A 24,914-nucleotide genomic window follows, 5' to 3' on the forward strand; every position below is an offset into this window, starting at 1 on the left:
GAGCTTGCGGCCGGTTCCTACTTGGTCAGCAGGGGCACGAGCTGGTCGAGGGCGTACGGGATGCTCAGCACCGTGCTGAACGACAGCGCGGCGCCCAGCGGGGGCTCCTCGTACGGCAGGAACACCGCCCGGTTCTCCTGGGCGACCTTCAGCGTGCTGTAGACCTTGTCGGCCTTGACCGTGGTCTCGGTGCCGGCGTCGGCGGTGAGGAAGATCAGCTTGTCCACGTCGACCAGCGAGAGCTGCTCGGAGCCGATCTCGGCGGCGTACTCCTGGCCGGCCGCGTCCACGATGGCCTGCGGGGTGACGAAGCCGAGCTTGGTCAGCAGTACGACCTTGGGGTCGCTGGGCGCGAAGATCGCGTACTTGCCCGGCTCGTACGGCTCGACGACCGCCACGGTCTTACCCGCGAAGCCCGGGTTCTTGCTCGCGAGGTCGGCCAGGCGGGCATCGATGCCGGCGATCAGCGCTTCGGCCTCGGCCGTCTTGCCCAGGGCTTTGCCGGCCAGCCTGGTCATGTCCTGCCAGGGCGCCGTGTAGTCGTCGAATCCGACGGGCTGGGCCACGGTCGGCGCGATCTGGGAGAGCTTGCCGTACTGGTCCTCGGTCATGCCCGAGTAGAGCCCGATGATCAGGTCGGGCTTGAGGGCGGCGATCTTCTCCAGGTTGTAGTCGTCGCGCTCACCGACGATCTCCGGCGTCTTGCCGGCCCACAGCGGCTGGGCCCACGGCCACTTGCCGTACGGCCGCTCGAGGAACCAGTCGATGGAGCCGACCGGGACGACGCCCAGCGCGAGCACCGGGTCCTGGTCGCTGAGGCCGAGCGTGACCACCCGGGCCGGGGCCGCCTTGATCTCGGTGGTGCCGTACTTGTGGTCCACGCTGACCGGGAACCCGGCGGCGGACGAGCTGGACCGCGGTGCGGATTCGCCGCCGTCGGTGCCCGCGCAGCCGGTCAGGACCAGGGCCGCCACGGCGAGCGCCGCGGTGAGTCGCCCGGCGATCGCCCGGCTCCTGCGGCGGACGGGGGAAACGGTGGACCTCGGCGACGTATGCAACGGATTCCCTCCGACATGGAGACATGGTCGCCGTCATAGTAAGGTCAGCCTAACCTAATAACAAGACACCCCTGCCGGACCCGTGATGGTTAGGTAACCCTTAGCATAGTCGTCGTGTCTCGGGTGGATGGAGCATCGTGGAGGCGGGATGAGCACAGCGGCCCCGGTCCGGTCGGCCGCGGCGGCGCGGACGGGGTTGATGATCACCGCGATCGCGCTTCTCGCCATCCTCTCCGTGATCTCGCTGGCGGTCGGCAGTAAGACGGTGCCGCCCGGCGAGGTGCTCCAGGCGCTGCTGGACCGGCCGGCCGCCCGGCTGGCCAGCCCGCAGGCCGAGGCGATCGTCTGGGGGGTACGGGTACCGCGGACCGTCTGCGCCGTCCTGGTCGGACTCGCGCTCGGCCTGGCCGGCGCCCTGATGCAGGGCCTCACCCGCAATCCGCTGGCCGATCCCGGGCTGCTCGGCGTGAGCGCCGGCGCCTCCCTCGCCATCGTCGTCGCGGTGGCCGCGCTCGGGGTGACCGCCGCCTCCGGATACGTCTGGTTCGCCCTCGCCGGGTCGTTCGCCGGCGCGGTCGCCGTGCAGGTGCTGGGCAGTCTCGGCCAGGGCGGCGCCACCCCGGTGAAGATCGCCCTGGCCGGCATCGCGCTCACCTTCCTGCTGGGCTCGTGCACCAGCGCGATCGTGCTCCGGCAGCCCGAGGCGCTCGACCGGTTCCGCTTCTGGTCGGCCGGCTCACTCACCGGCGCGGACCCGGCCCTGCTGTGGCGGATGGCACCGTTCCTGGCCGTCGGCGTCGCGCTCGCGATGACGGCCGGGCCGGCACTCAACAGCCTCGCGCTCGGCGAGGACACCGCGATCGCCCTGGGCCGCCGGGTCGGCGCCATCCGGTTCCAGGCGGTGCTGGCGGTGACGCTGCTGGCCGGCACGGCGGTCGCGATCGCCGGGCCGATCGTCTTCATCGGACTCGTGGTGCCGCACGTGGCCCGCCTGGTCACCGGCCCCGACCATCGCTGGCTACTGCCCGCGACGGCGCTGCTCGCGCCCTGCCTGCTGCTGTTCGCCGACATCGTCGGCCGGGTGATCGCCCGCCCGGAGGAGGTGCAGGCCGGCATCGTGGTCGCGTTCATCGGCGGCCCGTTCTTCATCGCCCTGGTCCGCCGGCACCGGGCGGTGGAGCTCTGATGACGGTCCGCGACGCCGCTCCCCGGGGTGCGTTCCGGCTGGCGTACCCGCCGGTCTCCGGGGTGCTGCCACCCCGTACCGTGGCGGTCTTTCTGGCATTGGGCGTGGCGACGTTCGCGGTGCTGTGCGTCAGCCTGTCCATCGGCGACTACCCGGTCAGCCTGCCGGACGTGCTGCGCGCCCTAGCCGGCTCCGACGATCCCGGCCCGGCCTTCGTGATCCGTGAGCTGCGCCTGCCGCGGGCGCTGACCGGCCTGCTCGCCGGCGCCGCCTTCGCGGTGTCCGGCGCCGTCTTCCAGACGATCACCCGCAACCCCCTCGCCAGCCCGGACATGATCGGTATCAACGCCGGGGCGACGACCGCGGTCGTCGGCGGGATCGTGCTCGGCGCGGGCGGCATGTCCAACTCGATGCTCGGCGTGCTGGGCGCGCTCGCCACGGCCGTCCTCATCTACCTGCTGGCCTGGCGCGGCGGCGCCACCGGGTACCGCATCGTGCTGGTCGGCATCGGAGTCTCCTGGATGTGCACCAGCGCCACCGACTACCTGCTCACCCACGCCCGGCTGCACGAGGCCCAGGCCGCACTCGGCTGGCTGGTCGGCAGCATCAACGGCCGCGGCTGGGAGACCGTGCTGCCGCTGGCCGGCGCGGTCGGCGTGCTGCTGCCGGTGACCCTGCTGCTGACCCGGTGGAGCCGCACCCTGTCCCTCGGCGACGACGTGGCCCGCGGCCTGGGCACGCCCGTCCAGCACGCCCGGGTCGGCCTGCTGCTGGCCGGCGTCGGGCTGGTCGCGTTCGCCACCGCGGCCGCCGGACCGGTGCTGTTCGTCGCCCTCGCCGCGCCGCAGGTGGCCCAGCGGCTGGCCGGGCAGCCCTCCCCGCCCCCGCTCATCTCGGCCCTGACCGGGGCGTTCATGGTGCTGGTGAGCGACCTGCTCGCCCGATATCTGCTCCCGGACGCCGACCTGCCGGTCGGCGTCGTCACCGGCGCGTTGGGCGCGGCCTTCCTGCTGTGGCTGCTCGCACGCGCCAACCGAGCCGGCTCTGGAGGCTGACGATGGCTGCGCACCACCCCGAGCTGCGGACCGAGCGGTTGCGGCTGGCCTACCCCGGCCGGATCGTCGTCGACGGCCTCGACCTCGACCTGCCCACCGGCCGGATCACGGCGATCGTCGGCGCCAACGCCTGCGGTAAGTCGACGCTGCTGCGGGCGCTGGCCCGGCTGATGGCACCGGCCGGGGGCTGCGTCCGGCTCGACGGCGCGGCGATCCACACGCTGCCGACCCGCCAGGTCGCGCGCCAGGTGGGCATCCTGCCCCAGTCCCCCGTGACGCCGGCCGGGCTGACCGTCGTGGACCTGGTCAGCCGGGGCCGCTCGCCGCACCAGACCTGGTGGCAGCAGTGGTCGGCGGCCGACGAGGCGGCGGTCGGCGCGGCGCTCGCCGCGACCGGCATGACCGACCTGGCGCACCGGCCCGTCGACGAGCTCTCCGGCGGCCAGCGGCAACGCGCCTGGATCGCGATGGCGGTGGCGCAGGAGACGCCGGTCCTGCTGCTGGACGAGCCGACCACGTTCCTCGACCTGTCACACCAGATCGACGTGCTGGACCTGGTGGTCGACCTCAACCGGCGCGACGGCCGGACCGTGGTGATGGTGCTGCACGACCTCAACCAGGCCGGCCGGTACGCCGATCATCTGGTGGCCATGAAGTCGGGCCGGATCGTCGCCCAGGGCGATCCGGCCGCCGTCATCACCCCGGAGGTGGTGGCCGACGTGTTCGACGTCGACTGCCAGGTGACCCGCGACCCGATCAGCGGCACGCCGTTGATCATCCCGGCCGGCCGGCATCACCTGGCCACCTGACCGGCCCGTTACCGGCCGATCAGGGACATGCCGGCCTCCGCGTTCTCCACGACCGCGTTGAGGATCTCGGCGGACCGGATCGACGTGTTGGACAGCAGCGAGGACGAGATCCCGTGCGTGTGCTCGGTGCCGCCCTGCAGGTAGACGCCGGCCCGGACGCGCGGGGTCGTCTCGATGCGGTAGTCACGCCGGACCGCGACCCGGCCGGCCTCGTCGCGCAGGCACTCGGCGGCCAGGTCACCCAGCAGCGCGGTCGGGTCGGGCTGCCGGTAGCCGGTGGCGAACACCACGGCGTCGGCGTCCAGCACCTGGCGCTCGCCGCTGATCAGCGACTCGACCACCGTGTGCACCCGGTCGCCCATCCGGACGGCCTCGGTCACCCGGGACACGTTGAGCAGGCGGAGCCGCTCCTCGCCGCGCACCTTCTCCTGGTAGACCCGGCGCGAGAGGTCCTCGATCAGGTCCTGGTCGACCACCGAGTAATTGGTGTTGCCGTGATAGGCGAGCATCAGCTGCTTCACCTGGTCCGGCGCGGCGAAGTAGTCGTTCACCGCCGCCGGGTCGAAGATCCGGTTGGCGAAGGCGCTGTCATCGGCCGGGCTGTAGCCGTAGCGGGTGATCACCGCGTTCACCTCGGCGTGCGGGAACTCCCGGTGCAGGTAATCGACGGCCTCGGCGGCGCTCTGCCCGGCGCCCACCACGACGAACCGCTTCGAGGACGGCGCCTCCCGCTTCAGGCGCTCGGCGTTGGGCAGCAGGTCGCGGCTGTGCCAGATCCGGTCGTCGGCGGTCACGCCCTCGGGCAGCCGCGGCGTCAGGCCGGTGCCCAGCACCAGATTGCGGGCCCGCTGCACCAGCGGCTCGGCGACCCCGGCCACGTCGGCCGAGACCACGTCGAAGGAGACCACCTCGTCACCGTGCCGCACCGGACGGATCTCGACCACCTCGCGGCCGTACGAGACGTCCCCGTCGACGAGCGCGGCCGCCCACTGCAGGTAGTCGTGGAACTCCACCCGGGACGGGAAGAAGTTCTTCTGATTGATGAAGTCGACCAGCCGGTTCCGGCTCTGCAGGTAGCACAGGAAGCTGAAGTCGCTCTGCGGATTGCGCAGGGTCACCAGGTCCTTGAGGAACGAGACCTGCATGGTCGCGTCCTCCAGCAGCATCCCCCGGTGCCAGCCGAACCCTCGTTGCCGCTCCACGAACGCCGCGGTCACTCCTCGCGCGCCGGGCGTGCGCCGCACGCCCGCGTTGTGCTCGGCGATCGCGATCGCGAGAGCCAGATTGGACGGACCGAACCCGACGCCGATCAGGTCGTGAACCGACCGCTCGCCGCCGAAAGGCTCCTCTGCCATACATGTCCCATCACGTGGCCGGGCTCGCCCGGGTACGGAAACGGAGAACACCTGTGCGGGATGCAAGCACGTGAAACCCCGCGAGGCCTTAGTTAGGCTAGGCTAACTATAGTACGATCCGCATCTATCGTGAACACCCCGGCTCGGCCGTGCGCACCGCGCCGTCCAGGCGGAACCGCGGCACAAGGAGGACATCGCCCATGCGGGTAACCATGTTCGGATACCAGACCTGGGGTCACCGCACCCTGCAGGCGCTGCTCGACTCCGAACACGAGGTGACGCTGGTCGTCACCCACCCCAAGAGCGACCACGCCTACGAGAAGATCTGGGACGACTCGGTCGCCGACCTGGCCGAGAAGCACGACGTGCCGGTGCTGCTGCGCAACCGCCCCGACGACGACGAGCTCCTCGAGCGGCTGCGCGCCGCCGACCCCGACGTCATCGTCGCCACCAACTGGCGCACCTGGATCCCGCCGCGCATCTTCACCCTGCCCCGGCTCGGCACCCTCAACGTGCACGACTCGCTGCTGCCGGCCTACGCCGGCTTCTCACCGCTGATCTGGGCTCTGATCAACGGCGAGAAGGAGGTCGGCGTGACCGCGCACATGATGGACGAGACCCTCGACGCCGGCGACATCGTCCTGCAGCGCTCGGTCCCGGTCGGCCCCCGCGCCACCACCACCGAGCTGTTCCACGCCACCCTCGACCTGTTCGGCCCGATCACCGTGGACGGACTGGCCCTGATCGCCTCCGGCCGCACCGACTGGGTCAAGCAGGACCGGTCCAAGGCGAGCTTCTTCCACAAGCGCGCCGACGAGGACTGCCGCATCGACTGGAACTGGCCGGCGGAGGACCTCGACCGGCTCGTCCGCGCCCAGTCGTACCCGTACCCGAGCGCCTACACCTACCACCGCGGCCGCCGGCTGGAGATCCTCTCCGCCGAAGTCTCGGCGAACATCTACGGCGGCACCCCCGGCCGCATCTTCTACCGCGAGGGCGACGGCGTCGCGATCGTCGCCGGCGCGGACGCACGATACGGACGCAACCACGCCCTGCTGATCACCCGGGTCCGCACCGACGACGGCACCGAACTGGCCGCCCACGACTACTTCACCGCCATGGGCGGATACCTGACCAACCAGCCCTGACGCCCGCCTGCTCCCGGCCTTCCGCCGCCCGCCCCGCCGATCCGGCAGGGCGGGCGGTTCCGTGGGCGGACTCCGGCCGGTACACCGCCGGCCGGGTCCTCAGCCGCAGAGCGGCACCACGTCGGCCGGCAGCTCGTTGTCCGCCCAGTCGAAGAAGATGTTGGGCATGTAGCCGCCGAGTTCCGGCAGGTAGGTCCACCAGTCGTTGCTCAAGCCGTACTGCTCGACCAGTTCACCCCGCAGCTGGCAGGCGACGCGCACCTCCTGGTAGCTCGGCACCGTGCCGACCCGGGCGGACGACAGGGTGGGTGCGGCATACACGCCCACCTCGCTGTCCCAGGTGCCGAAGAAGATGCCCCGCTCGGGCTGCCGCGGTGGCGGCGCGAGGCGCGCGCCGGGAACGGGCAGCCGGCGTACGACGTTGGTCAGCGCGTACCCGGCCTGCGCGAAGCTGGTGCCGGGCCGGTGCGTGCTCAACGCGACCACGATCACGCGGTGGCGGGCGCCGACCGTGCCGGTGGTGTGCAGCGCGCCGCTGGAGTAGTCGATCTCCCGGGCCGGCGTGCTCGCCGCGGCCCGCGCCGAGGCGGCCGGCACGCAGGGGTTGCGGGGTGCCGAGCCGAAGAGCGTCCAGCCCTGCTTGACCGCGGTCGGGCCGGTGAAGGCCGACCGGATACCGAACGACTGGTCGAAACCGTCGACGGCGCACGTCGTCGCGGCCGACAGGTTGCCCATGATCAGTTCACGTACGCCGGCCGGGGCGGTGTCCAGCACGTACCGGTAGACGCGCACCAGGTCCTCGGCGCTGACCCCGGTCGAGCCCCAGCCGTACCCGTCCGGAGGCGGTGTGGTGTGGCGCAGTCCGAGCCGGGAGGCCATCCGTTCGACGATGGCGCCTTCGCCGTTGCGGGTCCAGAACTCCGTGGCCGCGGCGTCGTCACTGCCGCGCAGCATCAGGTCCAGCCGGGCCCGGTCGGCCACGGTGAGCGGCCCGGCCGGTGCCCAGGTGAGGTCGAGCGCGATCAGCAGCTTCACCAGCGACGCCGAGCGGAACGGCTTGGTCGCCTGCGCCCGGTGGGTGAACCGGCCGGTGGCCCGGTCGTAGACGGCGATTCCGGCGTCCATCCCGGCGGGCACGCCGACCGGTGCGGCGGCGACGGCCGGGCCCGCGGTCTGCACGGCCGCCACGGCCGACAACGCGAGCGCCGCGATCGTCAGGGCCAGCGGCCGCCACGGGGTTGTTTCGAGTCTCATCGAGCAGCTCCACATCATCACCTCGGTACGTGATCTCTGTGTGATGCTCCGGACAGCCGAAAAGTTGCACCGTCCTCTGTGTTCTTTCCGGCCCTACGGCCGACGGTGACGCAAGGTGTACCGGTAGTCGCGCGGTGGGACGCCGGCCGGGCATCCTCGTCGGCCATCACCAGCCCGCACACAGCCGGTGGTGGTCACGCTGGCGCCCGCCGCGGCCACTACGGACGCCGAGGCTACGCACTCACCCAACCGCCGTCGCGGTGCTAGGCCGGCCCCCGGCGACCCAGTCCAGCAGGTCGTCGACGAGTTCGGTCGCGTACGCGGCGGAGGCACCGTCGGCGGCGAAGAGCACCCGGTAGATGATGGGCGCCACCACCCGGTCCACGACCAGGCCGGCCGGCGGCACCGGTTCGTCGCGGCCGCGCGCCCGGGCGAGGATCTCCTCGATCTGCTCACGGGCGTAGGCCGTGCATCGGCCTCGCCGCTCGTTCCCCTCGCCGGACTCCGGCGCGCAGAGCACGTCACGCACCAGCTCCCGCCCGGGGCGGGAGGACATCTCCTCGGCGTACTGCTGCGACCAGGCCCGCAGGTCGGCGCGGAGCGTGCCGTGGTCGGCCGGCCCGGTGTCCGGGCGAAGCCGGCGCACGGCCACGTCGGCGAGCAGGTCGTGCAGGTCACCCCAGCGGCGGTAGATGGTCGACGGGGTGACGCCGGCCCGCTGCGCGATCGCCGGCACGCTCAGCGCCTCGCGCCCGCCAGTGGCCAGAAGCTCCTCGACGGCTCGGTGAACGGACTCCTGCACGCGGGCGCTGCGGCCGCCGGGACGGGGTCGGGTGGTCACCACACCACCTTAAAGCACAGAAGTTGCGTTAACGAACCGGCGTCGCTACCGTACTAACGCAAAGTTTTAGCTTTTTCGTCGGAGGAGGACCGTGTCCACGACATCCAGCCCCACCCGGGCCACGCCCTCACCCGGCACCGACCGGCGCGCCCTCACCGGCTACGCCACCGTCGTGCTGACCTTCATGGCCGCGGCGAGCGCACCCACCCCGCTCTACGCCGAATATCAGCGCGCCTGGCACTTCGCGCCCACCACGCTGACGGCCGTCTTCGCCGCGTACGCGGCGCCTCTGCTGCTGACCCTGGTCGCCACCGGCGCGCTCTCCGACCATCTCGGTCGCCGCGCGGTCGTGCTGGCCGCCATGGCCGTCGAAGCCGTCGCGCTGGCCACGTTCGCCGTCGCCGACGGCACCCCCGCACTGTTCGCCGCCCGGATCGTGCAGGGCCTGGCGACCGGTGCCGCCACCGGCGCACTGGCCGCCGCCATCGTCGATGCCGACCAGGTCCGCGGGGCCCTGGTCAACAGCGTCGCGCCGATCGCCGGGCTGGCCGTCGGCGCGCTCGGCACGGGTCTGCTCGTGACGTACGCCCCCGCCCCGCGCCAGTTGGTCTACCTGGTGCTGCTCGCCGTCCTGGCCGTGCAGGCCGCCGTGGTGGCCCGCACCCCCGACCGCTCGCCCCGGCGGCCCGGCGCGCTCGCCTCGCTGCGTCCCCGGTTCGCGGTGCCCGCCACGGCCCGCTCCGCGCTGCTGCGGGTGACGCCGGTCGAGGTCGCGGTCTGGGCGCTCGGCGGCTTCACGCTCTCCCTCGGCCCGTCGCTGGCCCGCGCACTGAGCGGCCTGGACTCGCCGCTGACCGGCGGCCTGACCACCTTCGCCCTGCTCGGCGCCGGCGCGGCCGCGGTGCTCGGCCTGCACCACCAGCCGGCCGGACGCATCCTGCTGATCGGCGCGGCCGCCCTCACCGCCGGGTCCGCGATCTCGGTCGCGGCCGTGCTGACCGGCTCCTTCCCGCTGCTGCTGGCGGGCACGATCGTCTCCGGCGCCGGCTTCGGAACCGGCTTCCTCGGCGCGGTCCGCACCATCGCCCCGCTGGCCGCCCCGGCCGAACGCGCCGGCCTGATGGCCACCTTCTACGTCATCAGCTACCTGGCGATGAGCGTGCCGGCCGTCGGCGCCGGACTGGCCGTAGCCCGCGGCGGGCTGCTGCCCACCGCCGCCGGCTACGGCACGGTGGTCGCGCTGCTCAGCCTGGCCGGCCTGATCTCCACGCTGCGCACCCGTACCACCCCGATCGGAGCACGCCCATGACAGGGATACCGCGGCCCGGCTCGCCGGTCTTCCCCTGGCGCCCGAGCGCCACGCGGTCGTCGCCGTGACCGAGCCGCTCACCGACTACCCGCTCGACCGTCCCGCGCCGGTCACGGCCGCACCGGAGGTGACCCATGCGTCCGAGCCGGCTTCGCCGAGCTGGCCGTCGAAGACAACAGTCATGCTGCACCTTATTGCAGAAGGTAGTTCCGCTCGGGCCCGCTGATCCGACGATATCCCGGCAAGCTTCCATCCGCCGTTGGCGACGTGCGGGCAATACAGCGTGGCGCCCGGGTGCAGCCCTCCTCTTCGCTGCGAGAGCGCGGTCAGCGGCGCGGCCGGCCGCAGCCACCGCGGCATCCCTGCTGAGATCCCGCGGTGGCTGCTCGCTACCGACTCAGACGCAGAAGCTTCCCTGCCCCTGGACCTCCATGCATCTGCGGTAGTCCACGAATCGGGCGCCGCTGAAGACGAACGATCGAACTCCGCGGTACAACATCCACGAGCCGTTGTCGTAAACCCTGGATCCGTTGACTTTCCAGACCAGATAAAAGCGTGCCGTGATCTCACTTCCGCCGGTCTTGTCGTACATGATGTCCGTGGATTGACCGTTGTCGACACCGCGGGCACACAGGTGACCGTTGCTCAGTTCAAGGCAGGTGGCCCATCCTGGGTGCGCCTGGGCCGCGGCCGGAGCGGCCACGACACCGACGGCGGACACGACAGCCGCCAAGAAGGCGGCGGCCAGTGACCGACTGAACGATTTCCGCATAGCTTCAACCTTCATGCTCTTCTCCCCCGGTTTGTGGTGTCGAGTGGATGACCGGCCGGTCCTTCCGTGCCACAAGTCTCGGACCGCGCGGCGCCGTTGTCGTTAGCACCGGGCGCACAGCCCTACGCACTCCGCGCACATTGATGGGCCTGGCTACGGTGGGGGCGTGTCGAGGAGGCCGGGAGCCATGCTCACTGTGTTCGACAGCGCCACGATCGCCCCGCAGGACCGCCTGGAGGCCTGGCGGGAGATCACCGCCGCCTCGCTGGCGCCGACGGCGATCGACTGTCCCGAACCCGAGGCGTTCTCCGCCCACCTCCGCGCGGTGCCGCTCGGCGGCGCGCAGATCACCTCGCTGGCCTACACGGCGCTGGCGGCCCGGCGGACGCCGCGCGAGATCCGCCGGTCCGACCCGGAGTACTACCAGGTCGGCCTCATCCGGGCCGGCCGGCAGGGCGTCGCGCAGAACGACGCCAGCGCCCTGCTCGGCTGCGGCGACCTGGTGATCTACGACAGTTCCCGGCCGTTCGAGGCGGTGGTCAGCGCAGACTCGCGCGCGGAGTCGGTGGTGCTGCAGTTCGGCAAGCGCATGCTGCCGCTGCCCGCCAAACAGGTGGCCGGGCTCTGCGCCGTCTCGCTACCCGGCGCCGAGGGAATCGGCCGCCTGCTGGCCACATTCCTCGCCTCGATGGCCGACGGCCGCACCCGCTGCACCGAACGCGACGCCCTGCGCCTCGAGACCATCGCGGTGGACCTGACCACCGCCGTGCTGGCGCACCACCTGGAGCGGGACAACCCGCCGCTGTGCTCCCCCACCCGCACCCTCTACCTGCGCATCGTCGCCTTCATCGAGCAGAATCTGCACGATCCGGACCTGAGCCCGGTCACCATCGCCCTAGCTCACCGGATCTCCGCGCGCTACCTGCACCGGATCTTCCAGCAGCACCACCCGGTCAGCGTCGCCGGCCACATCCGGACCCGCCGCCTGGACCAGGCCCGCCGCGACCTGGCCGACCCGCGCCTCGGCCACCTCACCATCGCCGCCATCGCCCGCCGCTGGGGTTTCCCCCGCCCGGCCGACTTCAGCCGCGCCTTCCACCGCCAGACCGGCGTACCACCACGCGACTACCGCAACAGCGCCTGACCTGCCGCCGGCGCGGGCACGGCAGACGTCCATGACGCGACGGGCGTCTCCGGCGACCAACGGACCGGCAAGGATCACCGGAGCCCCCAGGTCCCCTGATCTTGGATGTCCGTCCAAACGGGGCAGGCCCAGATCGGAACGGTCATCGTTCCGAGGCGACGCGGCGAAGGATGTCGACGAAGACCTCGGTCGACTGTGCGCCGGATATACGGTACCGGCCATCGATGACGTGAAACGGGACGGCTTTCGCACCCAGCGCGCGTGCCCGGGTCTGGTCGTGGTCCACGGCGGCGGCGCACTCACCGCTGGTGAGCGCGTCGCCGGCCGGACCGGCGTCCAGACCCGACCCGTCCTACGTGACGGCCCTCGGCGAAGTACGCCGCGTAGAGGCGTTTGCTCATCGCGTCGCGCATCCCGACCGCCTCGGCATGATGCAACAGTTGCAGGGCCAGGTGCGAGTTGGTCGGCCGTATCCGGAACGGCTCGTAGGCCAAGCCCGCCTCGTGTCCGCCATGATGACCCTTCCGAAAAATGGGGTGGTACACCGCTTAAGATATGGAGGGCCACCCCAGTTGTCAACGCTAAGCTGGGGGCCTACCCCGTTCGCCGCTCGGGAGGAGTCTTGTCGTGTCGGTATCCGTGCCGCCCAGACGCGCCGACGCCCGGCGGAACTACGACCGGATCCTGCGTGCCGCCGAGGTCGAGGTCGCCGATCACGGGGCGGAGGCGTCGCTGGAGGAGATCGCACGCCGTGCCGGGGTGGGGTCGGCGACCCTGCACCGGCACTTCCCGTCGCGGCGCGAGCTTCTCCAGGCCGTGTTCCACGACCGGGTCGAGGCCCTGTGCGCTCGCGGACGGCTCCTGACCGAAACCGACGAAGCGCATTCCGCGCTGCGCGAATGGCTCACCGACCTCACGGTCTTCGGCGCCACCACGCGGGGCATGGCCCGCTCCCTGGTGCTGGATCCGAACCAGAGCGCGCCGAGTTCCGATGGGAGTTGCGAAACGATGCTCGCGACGGTCGGCGGCGCACTGCTGGCGAAGGCTCAGCGCACCGGCGCCGTCCGGGGCGACATTTCAATCCTCGACCTGCTCATGCTCGTCAACGCCGTGTCGCTGGTCACCGAGGGAAGCACCGATGCGGCGGACGCGGCGCGCCGCCTCCTGAATCTGGCCTTGGAGGGCATCCGATTCCCGGAGGCTTGACGGGCGGTTCCGGCGCTCACGCACGGGCGAGGAATCCGCGCCCGGCCTCCCGGGTGGTCGTGGAGCAGGCCGATGACGCAGGAGCCGAGTGCTCGGCCATCGCCGCTTCCATCTCGCCCGGGTAGACGTCGGCGCCACCGACGAGGATCATGTCGCGCGGCGTACGATCGCGTCGTGATCGGTCCACGGCTGCGTGAGCTGCGCACGGCGGCCGGCCTGACGCTCACGTCGGCCGCGCGCTACGCGGGCATCGCACACAGCACGCTCTCCCGCCTGGAGACCGGGCGGCTGCGGCCCACGCTGGACCAGCTCGTCCCGCTGGCCCGCCTGTACGGCGTCACGCTCGACGAGCTCGCCTCACCTTCGCCCGGGCCGGCGGACCGGCCCGGGCTGCACCGGCACGGCGCGACGTACCTGCCGCTGAACCGGCGCCCGGGCGGCATCCAGGCCTACCGGGTGACCGCGCCCGGCTTGGCCGGTCCGAACGAGCCGGCGCCGTGCGGGCACGAGGGATTCCAGTGGCTGCACGTGCTCGGCGGCACGCTCCGGCTCGTGCTCGGCGACCGCGACCTGCGGCTGCGCGACGGGGAGTCCGCGGAGTTCGACACCCGCGTGCCGCACTGGATGAGCAACGCCACCGCGGCGCCGCTGGAGATGGTCGTCCTGTTCGGACGCCAGGGCGAACGGCCGTCCATCACGGTACGGGCCGCGCCCGCCTGATGTGCGGATCGGGACATTCCTTGGCGTCCGCCGCACGATGCGGAAAACCTGGGGCGCGTGCAGATCAACACCTGCCGGCCTTCGGGTCGGCCACAAGATTCGTAGTCGCGGGCCGGCAGGCGGTCAGCCAGGCCAGGGTCCGCTCGACCAACCACCCGCCCGGGGGGGGTGGACGGCGAAGCCACACTGATCAGTGGGGTTGCGGACGATCTCGATCGTGGTGTGCGACAAGTTCTCCGGCGAAGCCCTGGTCGGCCCGAAAACATGCCGGATCGGCGTCGCCGCGTAGACGGCGAGCGAAGTCGGCTTGCGCGCTGCGCCCGGCCGCCAGCCTCAACGAGGGGACCGCAGCCGTCGGGGGTTCCGCGAGTCTGCTTATCCGGCGCTTATCAGCATTTCCCTACCGTGCCGGGCTATGTCGATCGTGCCCTCCGGCGACGTGCCGGTGTTCAGCGAAGAGGACGTGCTGCCGCTGTTCGAGAACCGGCTCCGGCCGGTCCTCGACGTGTTCGCGGCGTCGTACGAGGTGCTCGCCGCGGATGACGGCAGCCGGGACGCCACGCCGCTCGTCCTGGAGGGGATGCGCCACCGATGGCCGCGGCTGCGGGTCGCCCGGCTCCGGCGCGACAACGGACACCCGAAGGCGCTCACCGCCGGCCCGCACCGCGCCCGCGGTGAATACGTGGCCAGCGTCGACGCCGGCCGCCAGAATCCGTCGGAGACCGTCGCCACGATGCTACGGCTCGGCCACGTGTCCGGGCGCGACGTGGTGCCCGGCATACGGGCGGACCGCAGCAGTGACACCCGGTTCAAGCGCTGGACCGGCGGGCTGTACCACCGGCTCGTCCGTCGCCTGGTCGGCGCCGGAGACTTCCGGCTGCTCGACCGCCGGGCGGTGGACGCGCTCACCGGTCCGCGGGAGCACCTGCCGGTCTACCGCCTGATCTTCACCACTCTCCAGGGCAGGACCGCGTACGTGGTCGCCTCCGGCTCGGAGATGGCGGCGAACCGGTGACGCAACTCGCCATCGCCGTTCCCGTCGTGGACCGGGCGCCGGCCGGCGCCGGTTCGCCATGGCGGGCCGCGTTCCTCACGGCGTTCGCCGCATGGCTGGCCGCTACCGCCGTCCGTCTCGCGGTCACGGCGCTGAGCCCGACAACCGTGCTGAACTGGACCCAGTGGGACGCGCTGCATTACGTACGCATCGCCGAGGAGGGTTATCCGGCGGACGGGCCGGGCTACCCGGCTTTCTTCCCGTTGTATCCGCTGCTGATCCGGCTCGCCGACCCGTTCCTGCCGGGCGGTGTCCTGATCAGCGCATCGGTCGTCGCCAACGTCACCGCGATCGGCGCGCTGGCCTTGCTGCACCGGCTGGCCGCCCACGAGATCGACCCGGAGACAGCTCACCGGGCGGTCTGGTACCTGACCGCGTCCCCGATGGGCTTCTTCCTGTTCATCGGCTACAACGAGTCGCTGTTCCTGCTGCTGTCGATCGGCGCCCTCTACGCCGCCCGCCACGGCCACTGGTGGCTGGCCGGCAGCCTCGGCGCGTTGTCGTCCGCCACCCGGCTGTTCGGCGTCCTGCTTGTGCTGCCGCTGGCGATCGAGTATCTGCGTCAGACCGGCTGGCGACCGCGCCGGATCCGGCCGGACGTGCTGGGGATCGCGCTGGTGCCACTGGGCGTGGCCGCCTACAGCCTGTACTGCTGGCAGGAGATGGGCAGCCCGCTGGCGTTCAGCATCGCCCAGGACGAGTGGAACCGCCGGTACACCCTCCCGGGTGGGGCGTGGCTGGTCGCGGCCGGGCAGTGGGACGGGTGGCTGGGCCCGCGGACCCTGGGCACGATCATCGACGCAGGCTCGATGCTGGTCGCCATGGTACTGCTGGTCCTGTGCGTGATGGGCCGGTTCCGGTTCCGGCCCGACCAGTTCTATCTGGTGGCGTACTCGGCGCTGTGCCTGCTCCTGGTGCTGTCGACGGAGGTGGGCGGCCGGGCGTTGCAGTCGGCGCCGCGATACGCGATGGAGGCGGTGGCGATCGTCCTGGTGCTGGCCCGGATGGGCACCTGGCGGCTGGTCGACCGGCTCGTGCTCACCGTCGGCATGACGCTGCACGCCGTACTACTGATGATCTTCATGACCGGCACGTACCTGATCGCCTGAGCCGAGTCACGGGCATCCCGGCCGGGCGTCGACGACTCCACCAGCACCTCATCGGCTGTCGGCTGAGTGCATGGCCTCGGCGTTTGTAGTGGCTGAGTCGGGCTCGGCGCGGCCCCGACAGGCGTGAGCGGCATGAGCGTCGAACGCTCGGGCGCGGATCTCGGGCGCCGGCCACGACGTCCACCTGGACAGCCCGGCCGAGTGGCGCGCCGCCGTGGAGGACTTCCTGGCGCAACCAGCTCCGCGGCAAGTCCCGGACGGTCAGGCGCCGCCGCGGTAGCGGATTCCCGGCGCCCCGCTCGCGGACGTACGCGGCAGGACCGCAGGCACCTCGATGCGGTTCGTGGCCGGGACCGCCTGGTCGTGGACCAACGCGATCGGTGCGCTGGCGACCGAGGGGATGGCGATGCGCGCGCCGCAGCCGCCCGAAAAGGGCATCATGCGGTGGTATGCGCCAGGCTAGGTCTGACGCGTCATACCGGACCTGACGCGTCAGACCAGCTGACGTGCGAACCATGGAGGGGTCCCGTGACCGACCCGCTCATCCCCCGATCGGGTTGCCCGTATTTTCCAGACTAAGAACAACGGTAAGCAGTTGATCTAGGGCTTTACCTGCGACGGCTTCCTCAGGGCGGCCGGCTGGCCGGTCGCCGTTTTCGTGGCTCCCGGCACGTGGGACGCAAGATCAGCGGCGGCGCCGCCGACCAGCCCGCTGATCCGGTGGGCGGCGGCACCGACCGGCGGTGCCCCCGCCGCCTGCCGGCGTGGCGTTATCGGCCTACGCACGGAAGACCGGTGACCAGCCTGCCGCCGTTGTTGTGGTCGTAGAGCGCGAACCGGAAGGCCGCGCTGGTCCTCGGCCCGTACCGGCCGTCCACCGACAGGCCCCCGAGCTGGCCTTGGGCGTAGCGCACGGCTGCCTCGGTCAGGGTGCCGAATTGGCCGTCCGGGGCAAGCGACCGGCCGAAGCAGTGGTTCAGGCTCTCCTGAAGCGCCTTCACCCCGATGTTCCGGCTGCCCTTGGCCAGGACGCAGTTGAAGTTCCCGGAGCCCGACCCGAGCGACGGCACGTGCGTGTAGTAGCCGGTGCCGGCGTGGCGCAGGCTGGTGAAGCTGTCGCAGTCGATCTCGGCCGCGGCAGCCGGCGCCGCCGCCACCCCGGTCATGGCCAGCGCGAACGCCGCCACCGCGGCGGACCTGCGGATTGTTGAGCGCATCGACATTGCCTTCTCCTGACGTGGTGCGATCTCCGTGGGCTTCCGCCGGGGGTCGTCGAGCGCGGTGACACCATCGGCCACGGACGAATGCGATGGCATCCTCTGGTTACCGCTCGATCCCGGTGCGATCCCATTCCCGCCATCCGGCCGGGCTGGACGCCCGTGCCCGGCTGGGGGGAACCAGGGCGACGACCACCTCGAGGACGGCCCGCAGGCCGAACGCTCCCGCGGCCCGGCGTCTGCTCCTCAGCATGTGAGCCCCCCTCTGCTCTCGAACGCCGTCGTCGCGGTTCCTGTCTAGCGACATCCGAGTTGTCTGGGCCCTGCTCAGGGTCGTCAGACAAACAACTCCGGACAACTCTGGCGTCGCCACCACCATTACGGATCGCGGAGCACGCTTCGGCCGTAGCAGCCCGGCGGGGTGGGATCACCTCCGGCGACGGGCCCGGACTCATCCGTTCGGGCCCGTCGCCGGGTGCGGTCAGAACGGGGTGCCGCCCTGGTAGATGCTGATGTCTCCGATGGTCATGGTCCGGATCGCCGCGGATCGGGCCGGGACGGCGCTGGAGGCCATCGCGACGTTGAGGACGATGAAGGCCTCGTTGCCGAACGGCCAGGTCCGGCCGGACGCGGCGGCGTCGGAGGCCCAGAAGGTCATGGTGGGCTTGCGGTCGATGTAGAAGCGGACGACGTGCTTGTCGAAGTACACGCCGTAGCGGTGGGCCTTGGAGTCGAGCGGGACGCCGAGGTCGGTGGTGCCGCCGGCGTCGCCCCAGCCGTAGGGCAGGTCGGTGTCCGGGGCGCCGATCTTGGACATGTGCATGGCGGTGTGGGCGATGGTCGGGGTGGCGCCCTTGCCCTCGAGGATGTCGAGTTCGCCGGCGGCCGGCCAGCCCACCTGCTTGACGTTGGCGCCGAGCAGCCAGAAGGCGGGCCACACGCCGGTGCCGACCGGAGCGATGATGGCGCTCTCCACGTAGGAGCCTGGCTTGATCGTCACCTTGCCCTGGGTAGTCAGGCGGGCGCTGGTGAAGTCGCGGGTGATCCCGTCGGTGCCCTTGACGGTCTGGCGGCGGGCGGTGATCGCTAGCCGGCCGGCGCCGTCGAGGTAGGAGTTGGCGGTGCTGGTGGTGTAGGTCTGCAGTTCCCGGTTGCCCCAGCCGTTGCCGCCGGTCTCGTGGTTCCAGACCGAGGCGGACGGGGCGGTGCCGGCCTTGCCGGCGAAGGAGATCACCCGGTCCGGCTTCGGGGCGGCCTTGGCCGGCATGGCCGCGACGTGCTCCCGCACGGTCAGGCCGGTGACCTGGAACCGGAACGCGCCCGAGGCCGGCAGGGCCAGGTAGACGGCGGTGTCGGCGTGCGCGGCGGCGGTTGCGACAAAGGTGCGGGTGATCAGGTGCCACGACGTGTCGGTGTATGTGCCGTACACGGCGGCGTCGGCGGGACGGTGCGCGTAGTTGCCGTTGGCCAGCAGAATGCCGATCGACTGGTTACTGCCGCGGGAGTCACGAACCCAAGCCTGCATCCGGTAGGTCTTGCCGACGGTGAAAAAAGAGACCGGGTTCCGCAGCGGCGCCAGCGCCAGCGCCCAACTGCCCGACCCACCGGCGCGGGAGATTTCCATGGCGGTCTTGGCGGGGAACGGGCCGCTGACGTCGGTCACCCGGCGCAGCGCGACTGTTCCGGCGGCGGAAGCCGCGGTCCAGCCGTGATTCACGCCGGCGACGGTGCCGTCCAGAACGGCCTCAACGGTGGCGGCCTGGGCGGAGGGCATCCCCGGGAGGACGAGCGTGGCGGCGACGGCGAGCGTCGCGGTCAGAGCGGCATGTCGGGCGGTCAGGGTCCGGCGGTCGCGTCGGGTCCAGCTCATCAGGGAACGCAGCGGTATCAGCACCTTCGATAGGGAGCAACAGAAGCGCTCAGCGCTATGCAGGCCCTATCGGGGCGACTGGAGATTGTATGAGCACGGCACCGAACCGCAACGGATACACACCAAATTTGCCTCCGCGGCCCGAATATCCGCCCATTCGTTTTCCACGGATACACGAACGTTTCCACCGCCACCTCGCGGGTGTAGAGCGTCGGCTGATCGCGGCGTACGAGCGCCTGCCATGCCCCTGTCGGCTACGTACGTGAATCGACCGCGCCGCCTGGCCACCGGCCGGCCGTAGCACCGGCATGGCGTACCAACCCAGGGCCTTGCTGACGTGCGCTGGTCCGCACCGCCGCCTGCCGTCGTAGCGGGCCGAGGTACGGCCCCACACCGACGCGGCCGGGCAGTCCCGCAGGCTCCGGCACACGCCGGATTACCACGGCGACCTCGCAGGTCCGTGCAGGGCATCAGGTACGCGGAGGCTCTCGTCGGTGCAGTGGCTCGGGAACTCGCCAGGCACGGCTGAACTACCCACGGTCACCGCCGAAAGTACGCCAGAGTTGTTTTCTGGACAGTCCCGCGGTGTTGGCCGCTGCCGCGCAGACCGCCCGAGCCCTGCCACACGCCGTGCAGCCTTTAACGGCGGCCGCCGAATGCCTCTTTGAGGAAGGCCGCCGCTTGGCGAGGTGGGATAGCGCGGGTCAGCACTTCTATCGCGCAGCGTGAGTGCTGCGGTTGGGTGGCTTCGTTGAGCAGCACCTGGGCCAGGTCGGGCCGGGAGGTGCGCCGGCCAGGTGAGCGCTGGGCGGAGACCTGGTAGTCGTTGCTGGGCGAGTCCGCGTCGAAGAGACCGGCCGGGCGCACAATCAGCCAGTCCAAGTCACTGGAGGTGACGATGTCCTCCATGCGTGCCATGTCGTCGTACAGGGTGCGTCCCAGCACGCGGCGCAGCAAGGGAATGACGACCTTGCGCCACATCAGTGTCTCGCCTGGCACCTGCTCGGCAGCGACGGTGGTGGAGGTGACGCACACCAGGCGCTGAATGCCGTGGGAGGCCATTGCCCGAGTGATGATGGCGGCGCCCTCGGAGTAGACGGTGATCGGGTGCCTGCTGTAGGGAACCCCGTAGGTGGAGATCACCGCTCGCGGACCCGTTCCGAGCCCGTGAAGGACCCGGTCGACGCCGGCGGGATCGGTGACGTCGGCGACGGCCAGCGTCAGGTGCGGCGAGCTGAGCGGGTACTGATCGGGTCTACGTGTCACTGCGGTGACGCGATGACCGGCGGCCAGGGCCTGCTCGACGACGTGGCGGCCGGTGGGACCGTTGGCGCCGAAGACGGCGAGGTTCACGGTGTGCGGTGCACCGGCCGCCCGGGGCGGGCGGGTCACGCCGCCTGCCGCACTCGGTGCAGCGCGGCCGCGGCGGGCATGGCGACCCGGGCGACGCCGCCGGCCAGCGGATGCGACAGACGCCGCATCCAGCGCAGCGGCACCAGGGATTCACGGACCGCGTCGGGGGCGTAGGTGGCCATCGTCTTGTGGAAGCGCAGGGTTGCCAGGGCGATGGTGGTGGTGCCGTCGCGAGCGGCGATGAGCTCGGTGGCGAGGTGATCGGCGTCGCGGATGGCGGTGGAGGCCGCACGGCCCGCGGTCGGTGGCATGGCGTGCACGGCGTCGCCCAGGGCGGTGACCGGCCCGGCCGGCCAGGGTGTGAGTTCGGTGTCGGGGTCGGCGGCGTTGAAGGGGTAGTAGGCCGCGCTGTCGGGGTCCGCGGCGGCGACGATGGCCCGGAGGTCCCGCGGCCAGCCGCGCAGCGCCCGCAGGGCGAGTTCGATGAGTGCGGGACCGCGCAGAGCACGAGTCGCCTCGGGGGGCATGACGGCGTCCAGGGCGATCAAGCTCCAGATCAGCGCGGGCGCCTCGGTGATGGGTGCGATTCGGTGACAGGCCGCTGGATCGACCGCGGCGCGGGTGGCCGCGTCGTGGCGGGTCATGAAGATCCCGGCGCCGTCGGGCCCGATCGCGAGGACGGCGCCGCCGTCCACGATCTTGGGCAGGCGGCGTTGAGTGGCCGCGTCCAGCGGTGTGCGGGCGGCCAGACCCCCGAAGCCGAAAGAGGCACTGGTGGCCCGCCCGGCCAGGGCGGCGGCGACGCGGGAACCGGCACCGTCGGCGCCGACCAGGACGTCGGCGACCTCACTGCTGCCGTCGGCGAAGTGCGCGACGACGCTGCCGTCGGCGCGGATCTCGTGGCGGACGAAGGCACTGGTGAAGCGGACCCGCTCACCGAGGCCCTCGGCCAGCAGCCTGCGCAGCGGCACGCGCCCGATCAGCAGGGCCTCCTCGGTGGAGTCCCAGGTGGCTACCGACAGCGCCCGTAACCGGTGATCGGCGAAGGTGAGCCCGTGGTTGGTCTCCGAGGGCATGGAGCTGGCCTGCAGCGCCTGGTAGTGCTCGGGAGTCAGGTGGCGGCGCAGGATGGCGCAGGCGCGGCCGTCCAACGCCAGGCGGTAGCCGCCGGTGGCGGCGTCGGTGTCCCTGTCGTGCACGGTGACGTCGATGTCTGCCCGGTGCAGAGCATGGGCGAGCACCAGACCACCCATGCCGGCACCGATAATCATCACGCGCATCTTCGTTCCCCCTCAGTTTCGATATCAGTTGCCTGTTACTGTACTCGCATGGAGGAGGAATCGCTTCCCGCGTGGAATCTTGTTCGGACAGCGCACGTGGTGGGGTTGCGCTTCGTGGATCTGCTCGCCGCCGTCGACCTCACGCCCACGCAGTTCGCCGTCCTGATGCATCTCGAGCAAGGACAGGGATTGAGTCAGGCCGAGCTCGCCCGCCGAATCCTGGTCCGCCCGCAAAGCATGGCTCCACTCGTGTCTTCCCTGATAGAACGGGGCTACATCGTGCGTGACGGCCCCGGCGGGCGAGGTCGGCGTGCGGGCATCGCCCTCACCGACGCGGGCCGCGAGGCCATGGAACATGCCTGGCCGGCGGTCAGAGCGCTAAACACCTCGGACGCGATGGGGATCACGCCCGCCCAAGCCGCCATGCTGGACGAGATTCTTGACCGCATCCGCCATGCAATAGAAAAAGGCACCTGATAGTCGGAACCGGCGGACGCCTCCACTCCAGCAGCGCCGAAGCGACTTCAGTTCCCAGCACCGGGCACGCCGCCGGATGACCAAGCGCGCTGACGATCCCATCTGAGTGCGTGTTCAGCGAGGTCTGTTATGGACGGTGTGTCGGGGTGACGTCAGCGCCAGCGCTGGGCGCGGTGGTGCATTGTCGCAGCGCCGTGGGTACCTGTCCGACGCGCAGTGGGCGCTGATCGAGCCGCTGCTGCCGGAGCCGAGTGTGGGTGGCCGGCCGGAGAAGCATCCGGGCCGGGAGATCGTCATCGGGACGCTGTATGTGGTGCGGTCGGGGTGCTGCCTACGGATCCACCGCCGTGGCAGACGGTGTACTGGTACCTCACCGCACGGGAAGAGGCCGGTGTCACCCAGAAGCTCCTGGCCGTGTCGCTGGCCAAAGCCCGGGTGCGGGCCGGCCGGGAGCCGGAACCCACGGCGGGGATCATCGACTCGCAGCCAGTCAAAGGCGCCGACACCGTCGGCGCCGACAGCCGCGGCCATGAGACGGGCAAGAAAGATCTACGGCCGGAAGCGGTTCATCGTCACCGACGCCCTCGGCCTACGTCGTCGTGCTCGTCGTCCTCGCGGCGAGTTGGCAGGATCGCGACGGCACGAAGCCGGCCTTGCTCGCCCCCTATGCGGCGACGCCGATCCGGCATGTCTTCGCCGATCAAGGCTTCGCCGGAAACTCGTCGACTGGGCCGAAACCCTGAGCAGGGTGTCACGGTCGGCGCGGAACGCGGTGACCAGCCCGTTCCAGCGCGGTGCGCTCGCACTCGCGGGTTCCAGGCAACTGATGCCGGGCTCGCCGGCGGAGTCCGAGCAGAACCGGGAGGGCCGGCCGCCCTGGGCTTGGCCGGAACCGGCTCACGGTCTTCGGCACCGACGACGCCTGACGCCCGTCCCGTCGGCCGGCGCCGGTGGCGCCGGCCTCTCCACAACCCGATGTCCCGCTTCCGGCGTGGTCCCGTCCCGCCGCTCCCGCGGCCGCGGATCCGCGGGTGGTCCGGCAGCCCCGGGTGTGAGCGCCCCGGTCAGTCGGACCAGAAGACCTCGACGCGGGAAGCGTCGTCCCGGTCGATGACGCACCGGAACTCGACGGTGCCCGCACCGACCCGCCCGGCCTCGACCGAGTTCAGCGCGTCCCGAAGGGTGGCTTCGTACCCGGTGCCGTCCGACGGCTTCACCCGGAGCCTGAACTCGTAGACCGTGTCGTCGTTGAGGATCGATCCGGTGTCCTCGACTGACAGCACTTCCGCGGTGCACACACGGCCGTCGCGAATCTCCTCACCGCTGAGATGATCGATGCCCAACGACTTGTAGGCCAGCCAGAAGGCGCCGCCCATGCATCCGAGGAATCCGATGACGGCCACACCCAGCAGAATCGGGGCCCAATGGATTCGCCTTACTCCGGACTGCGGCACCGATAACGCCCTTCACTCCACCACCTCAACGGCCGCAGCGTAGATGATCATCGCAATCCGAGCCACCACGACGGCACGTCCTTCCCCATGCACGGCACCGCCGCGGTCACCGAACACCACATCCGCCTCACCGAAGACGCCCTCCTCAAGATCAACACCGCCGACCAGACCGACGAGGCCGACATCCTCCACCGCCCAGCCGAAGCCCACTGGACCGGGATCCGAATCCACGACAACGAACCCGCCGCCCACCTCGACCTATGGGCTCGCCACCACCAGCGACACCCCCTTCGGCCGGCTGACGGTCGTTGTGCACGACCACGGCCAGGGGCATGCCCGCGATAACCGTCAATCAGCAGCGCGAGCGGACCACTCACGATGGAACTCGAACCGCACCTGCTGTATCCCGTACTGCTCGAACGTTCCGGCGCGCATCGCACCAACCCGCTCCAGCAGTCGGCAAGTCCGCTGGTTGGCCTGCTGCGTAGTCGCGATCAAGACATCATCGGCAGTCTGGGCGAAGAACCATCCTGCGATCAGGCCCACCGCCTCACCGGCGAATCCCTTACCCCAGTAGGCGACGCACGCGGGCATCTGTCGCCATCTCCACGAGCGCCGGCTCGTCCCCTGCGGCAGGAGGCCTGAGCAGCACGAGCCTCCCGGTCGGCGCAGGCAACAGCCATCCCGTCATTGATTAAGGATTACAGAACGCATCGGTACGTACGGCCAGCACCCGCGAGCGATCACTCTGTCGAACTCGAACGGCCGACGATGTCACCGCGATCGACCGACGGCCTCGCCGCTCGCACCCTTGAACGGATGTCCGCTTCTCGGCAGAGTCGGGCGTAGGCCATGGTCATGTTCCGGAGGCCATGTAGGCGGCGAGGACGTAGTCGGGGTGGCGGTCGAGGTTCCGGCGTGCTCGGTCGCAGCGCATCGTCGTGCGGGGAAGAAGACGGTCACCACCGACAACCGGCGGGAGGCCGTCGACGGCTGGTAGCAGCCTTCGTCCTGCAGCCAGCGCACGTACCGCTCGACATCAGCGCGGACTGCACCAAGCGGGTCGAGTGTCTCGGCGGCGCACCAGCGCAAGAACACGTGCACATCCGACTCGGCATGAATCCGGATCTGGGCGCGGTAGCGACCCAGGTATCAGGCGACGGCGACGCGCAGGACGAGGTGCTCGGGGAAGATCGGCGGCGCCGGTCAACGATGAGTCAGCGATACCTTACGGTCGGTCACG

25 protein-coding genes and 1 pseudogene are annotated in these 24,914 nt (G+C 71.0%); 13 read left to right on the top strand and 13 right to left on the bottom strand.

The window, feature by feature from the left end:
- Positions 1–17 precede the first annotated feature (17 nt).
- Positions 18–974 carry an iron-siderophore ABC transporter substrate-binding protein gene (locus tag J2S41_RS19850; protein WP_310369395.1) on the bottom strand — a complete coding sequence of 319 codons (957 nt, stop codon included), beginning with the start codon at positions 972–974 and terminating at the stop codon, positions 18–20.
- Between the two features lie 232 nt (positions 975–1,206).
- On the opposite strand from J2S41_RS19850, the gene J2S41_RS19855 reads away from it, so the two are divergent.
- The 3 genes from J2S41_RS19855 to J2S41_RS19865 are packed head-to-tail and all read left to right on the top strand — an operon-like array spanning position 1,207 to position 4,108.
- Complete coding sequence (locus tag J2S41_RS19855) at positions 1,207–2,244, top strand: FecCD family ABC transporter permease (RefSeq protein WP_310369396.1); 1,038 nt, start codon at positions 1,207–1,209, stop codon at positions 2,242–2,244.
- Positions 2,244–3,299, top strand: coding sequence for a FecCD family ABC transporter permease (locus tag J2S41_RS19860; RefSeq protein WP_310369397.1), 1,056 nt, complete (start codon positions 2,244–2,246; stop codon positions 3,297–3,299). The genes J2S41_RS19855 and J2S41_RS19860 overlap by 1 nt, the downstream gene beginning before the upstream one ends.
- Positions 3,300–3,301: 2 nt before the next feature.
- Positions 3,302–4,108 carry an ABC transporter ATP-binding protein gene (locus J2S41_RS19865; RefSeq protein WP_310369398.1) on the top strand — a complete coding sequence of 269 codons (807 nt, stop codon included), beginning with the start codon at positions 3,302–3,304 and terminating at the stop codon, positions 4,106–4,108.
- Positions 4,109–4,116: 8 nt separating this feature from the next.
- On the opposite strand, the gene J2S41_RS19870 is transcribed toward J2S41_RS19865, so the two are convergent.
- Entirely contained in the window at positions 4,117–5,463 is a 1,347-nt protein-coding gene (locus J2S41_RS19870) for a lysine N(6)-hydroxylase/L-ornithine N(5)-oxygenase family protein (RefSeq protein ID WP_310369399.1), read from the bottom strand.
- 200 nt (positions 5,464–5,663) lie between these two features.
- On the opposite strand from J2S41_RS19870, the gene J2S41_RS19875 reads away from it, so the two are divergent.
- Positions 5,664–6,611, top strand: coding sequence for a methionyl-tRNA formyltransferase (locus J2S41_RS19875; RefSeq protein ID WP_310369400.1), 948 nt, complete (start codon positions 5,664–5,666; stop codon positions 6,609–6,611).
- A gap of 99 nt (positions 6,612–6,710) precedes the next feature.
- Here the strand turns inward: J2S41_RS19875 and J2S41_RS19880 are convergent, their stop codons facing one another.
- Entirely contained in the window at positions 6,711–7,865 is a 1,155-nt protein-coding gene (locus J2S41_RS19880; protein ID WP_310369401.1) for a hypothetical protein, read from the bottom strand.
- A 241-nt stretch (positions 7,866–8,106) separates the two neighbouring features.
- Positions 8,107–8,706, bottom strand: a complete 600-nt coding sequence (locus J2S41_RS19885; RefSeq protein ID WP_310369402.1) for a TetR/AcrR family transcriptional regulator — start codon at positions 8,704–8,706, stop codon at positions 8,107–8,109.
- Between the two features lie 91 nt (positions 8,707–8,797).
- Here J2S41_RS19885 and J2S41_RS19890 point away from each other — a divergent pair, with 91 nt between their 5' ends.
- Entirely contained in the window at positions 8,798–10,015 is a 1,218-nt protein-coding gene (locus tag J2S41_RS19890; protein ID WP_310369403.1) for an MFS transporter, read from the top strand.
- Positions 10,016–10,412: 397 nt separating this feature from the next.
- Here the strand turns inward: J2S41_RS19890 and J2S41_RS19895 are convergent, their stop codons facing one another.
- On the bottom strand, positions 10,413–10,802 hold the full coding sequence (locus tag J2S41_RS19895) for a hypothetical protein (protein ID WP_310369404.1): 390 nt from the start codon (positions 10,800–10,802) through the stop codon (positions 10,413–10,415).
- Between the two features lie 172 nt (positions 10,803–10,974).
- Here J2S41_RS19895 and J2S41_RS19900 point away from each other — a divergent pair, with 172 nt between their 5' ends.
- The gene (locus J2S41_RS19900) at positions 10,975–11,931 is read left to right on the top strand and encodes an AraC-like ligand-binding domain-containing protein (RefSeq protein ID WP_310369405.1); all 957 of its coding nucleotides are present in this window, start codon (positions 10,975–10,977) and stop codon (positions 11,929–11,931) included.
- A gap of 142 nt (positions 11,932–12,073) precedes the next feature.
- Here the strand turns inward: J2S41_RS19900 and J2S41_RS39855 are convergent, their stop codons facing one another.
- Positions 12,074–12,271 (bottom strand): DsbA family oxidoreductase, encoded by a 198-nt coding sequence (locus J2S41_RS39855; RefSeq protein ID WP_374728257.1) that lies wholly within the window; start codon positions 12,269–12,271, stop codon positions 12,074–12,076.
- A 287-nt stretch (positions 12,272–12,558) separates the two neighbouring features.
- Here J2S41_RS39855 and J2S41_RS19905 point away from each other — a divergent pair, with 287 nt between their 5' ends.
- The 4 genes from J2S41_RS19905 (at position 12,559) to J2S41_RS19920 (ending at position 16,020) form a co-directional block, all read left to right on the top strand.
- On the top strand, positions 12,559–13,137 hold the full coding sequence (locus J2S41_RS19905) for a TetR/AcrR family transcriptional regulator (protein WP_310369406.1): 579 nt from the start codon (positions 12,559–12,561) through the stop codon (positions 13,135–13,137).
- A 174-nt stretch (positions 13,138–13,311) separates the two neighbouring features.
- A complete protein-coding gene (locus tag J2S41_RS19910; protein WP_310369407.1) occupies positions 13,312–13,857 on the top strand; it encodes a helix-turn-helix domain-containing protein in 546 nt (181 codons plus the stop codon).
- Positions 13,858–14,272: 415 nt separating this feature from the next.
- Positions 14,273–14,872 carry a glycosyltransferase gene (locus tag J2S41_RS19915; RefSeq protein ID WP_310369408.1) on the top strand — a complete coding sequence of 200 codons (600 nt, stop codon included), beginning with the start codon at positions 14,273–14,275 and terminating at the stop codon, positions 14,870–14,872.
- Positions 14,869–16,020, top strand: coding sequence for a mannosyltransferase family protein (locus J2S41_RS19920; RefSeq protein ID WP_310369409.1), 1,152 nt, complete (start codon positions 14,869–14,871; stop codon positions 16,018–16,020). The genes J2S41_RS19915 and J2S41_RS19920 overlap by 4 nt, the downstream gene beginning before the upstream one ends.
- A gap of 770 nt (positions 16,021–16,790) precedes the next feature.
- On the opposite strand, the gene J2S41_RS19925 is transcribed toward J2S41_RS19920, so the two are convergent.
- The 4 genes from J2S41_RS19925 to J2S41_RS19940 form a co-directional block, all read right to left on the bottom strand.
- Positions 16,791–17,318 (bottom strand): peptidoglycan-binding domain-containing protein, encoded by a 528-nt coding sequence (locus tag J2S41_RS19925; RefSeq protein WP_310369410.1) that lies wholly within the window; start codon positions 17,316–17,318, stop codon positions 16,791–16,793.
- A 400-nt stretch (positions 17,319–17,718) separates the two neighbouring features.
- Positions 17,719–19,107 (bottom strand): glycoside hydrolase family 16 protein, encoded by a 1,389-nt coding sequence (locus J2S41_RS19930; protein WP_310369411.1) that lies wholly within the window; start codon positions 19,105–19,107, stop codon positions 17,719–17,721.
- Positions 19,108–19,746: 639 nt separating this feature from the next.
- Positions 19,747–20,460, bottom strand: coding sequence for an NAD(P)-dependent oxidoreductase (locus J2S41_RS19935; RefSeq protein WP_310369412.1), 714 nt, complete (start codon positions 20,458–20,460; stop codon positions 19,747–19,749).
- A gap of 35 nt (positions 20,461–20,495) precedes the next feature.
- Complete coding sequence (locus J2S41_RS19940) at positions 20,496–21,740, bottom strand: FAD-dependent oxidoreductase (RefSeq protein ID WP_310369413.1); 1,245 nt, start codon at positions 21,738–21,740, stop codon at positions 20,496–20,498.
- Positions 21,741–21,788: 48 nt separating this feature from the next.
- On the opposite strand from J2S41_RS19940, the gene J2S41_RS19945 reads away from it, so the two are divergent.
- The 3 genes and pseudogenes from J2S41_RS19945 to J2S41_RS19950 all read left to right on the top strand — a co-directional run bounded on the left by J2S41_RS19945 (position 21,789) and on the right by J2S41_RS19950 (position 22,960).
- The gene (locus J2S41_RS19945; protein WP_310369414.1) at positions 21,789–22,217 is read left to right on the top strand and encodes a MarR family winged helix-turn-helix transcriptional regulator; all 429 of its coding nucleotides are present in this window, start codon (positions 21,789–21,791) and stop codon (positions 22,215–22,217) included.
- Between the two features lie 136 nt (positions 22,218–22,353).
- Positions 22,354–22,533: pseudogene (locus tag J2S41_RS39860) on the top strand (transposase); the annotation flags it as partial.
- 283 nt (positions 22,534–22,816) lie between these two features.
- Positions 22,817–22,960 carry a hypothetical protein gene (locus tag J2S41_RS19950; protein ID WP_310369415.1) on the top strand — a complete coding sequence of 48 codons (144 nt, stop codon included), beginning with the start codon at positions 22,817–22,819 and terminating at the stop codon, positions 22,958–22,960.
- A gap of 321 nt (positions 22,961–23,281) precedes the next feature.
- Here the strand turns inward: J2S41_RS19950 and J2S41_RS19955 are convergent, their stop codons facing one another.
- From J2S41_RS19955 to J2S41_RS19965, 3 genes are all read right to left on the bottom strand, one after another.
- Positions 23,282–23,620, bottom strand: a complete 339-nt coding sequence (locus J2S41_RS19955) for a hypothetical protein (protein ID WP_310369416.1) — start codon at positions 23,618–23,620, stop codon at positions 23,282–23,284.
- A gap of 63 nt (positions 23,621–23,683) precedes the next feature.
- The gene (locus J2S41_RS19960; RefSeq protein WP_310369417.1) at positions 23,684–23,902 is read right to left on the bottom strand and encodes a hypothetical protein; all 219 of its coding nucleotides are present in this window, start codon (positions 23,900–23,902) and stop codon (positions 23,684–23,686) included.
- A 117-nt stretch (positions 23,903–24,019) separates the two neighbouring features.
- Positions 24,020–24,265, bottom strand: a complete 246-nt coding sequence (locus J2S41_RS19965; RefSeq protein ID WP_310369418.1) for a GNAT family N-acetyltransferase — start codon at positions 24,263–24,265, stop codon at positions 24,020–24,022.
- Between the last annotated feature and the right edge of the window lie 649 nt (positions 24,266–24,914).

This window comes from Catenuloplanes atrovinosus (assembly GCF_031458235.1).
Classification (GTDB): domain Bacteria; phylum Actinomycetota; class Actinomycetes; order Mycobacteriales; family Micromonosporaceae; genus Catenuloplanes; species Catenuloplanes atrovinosus.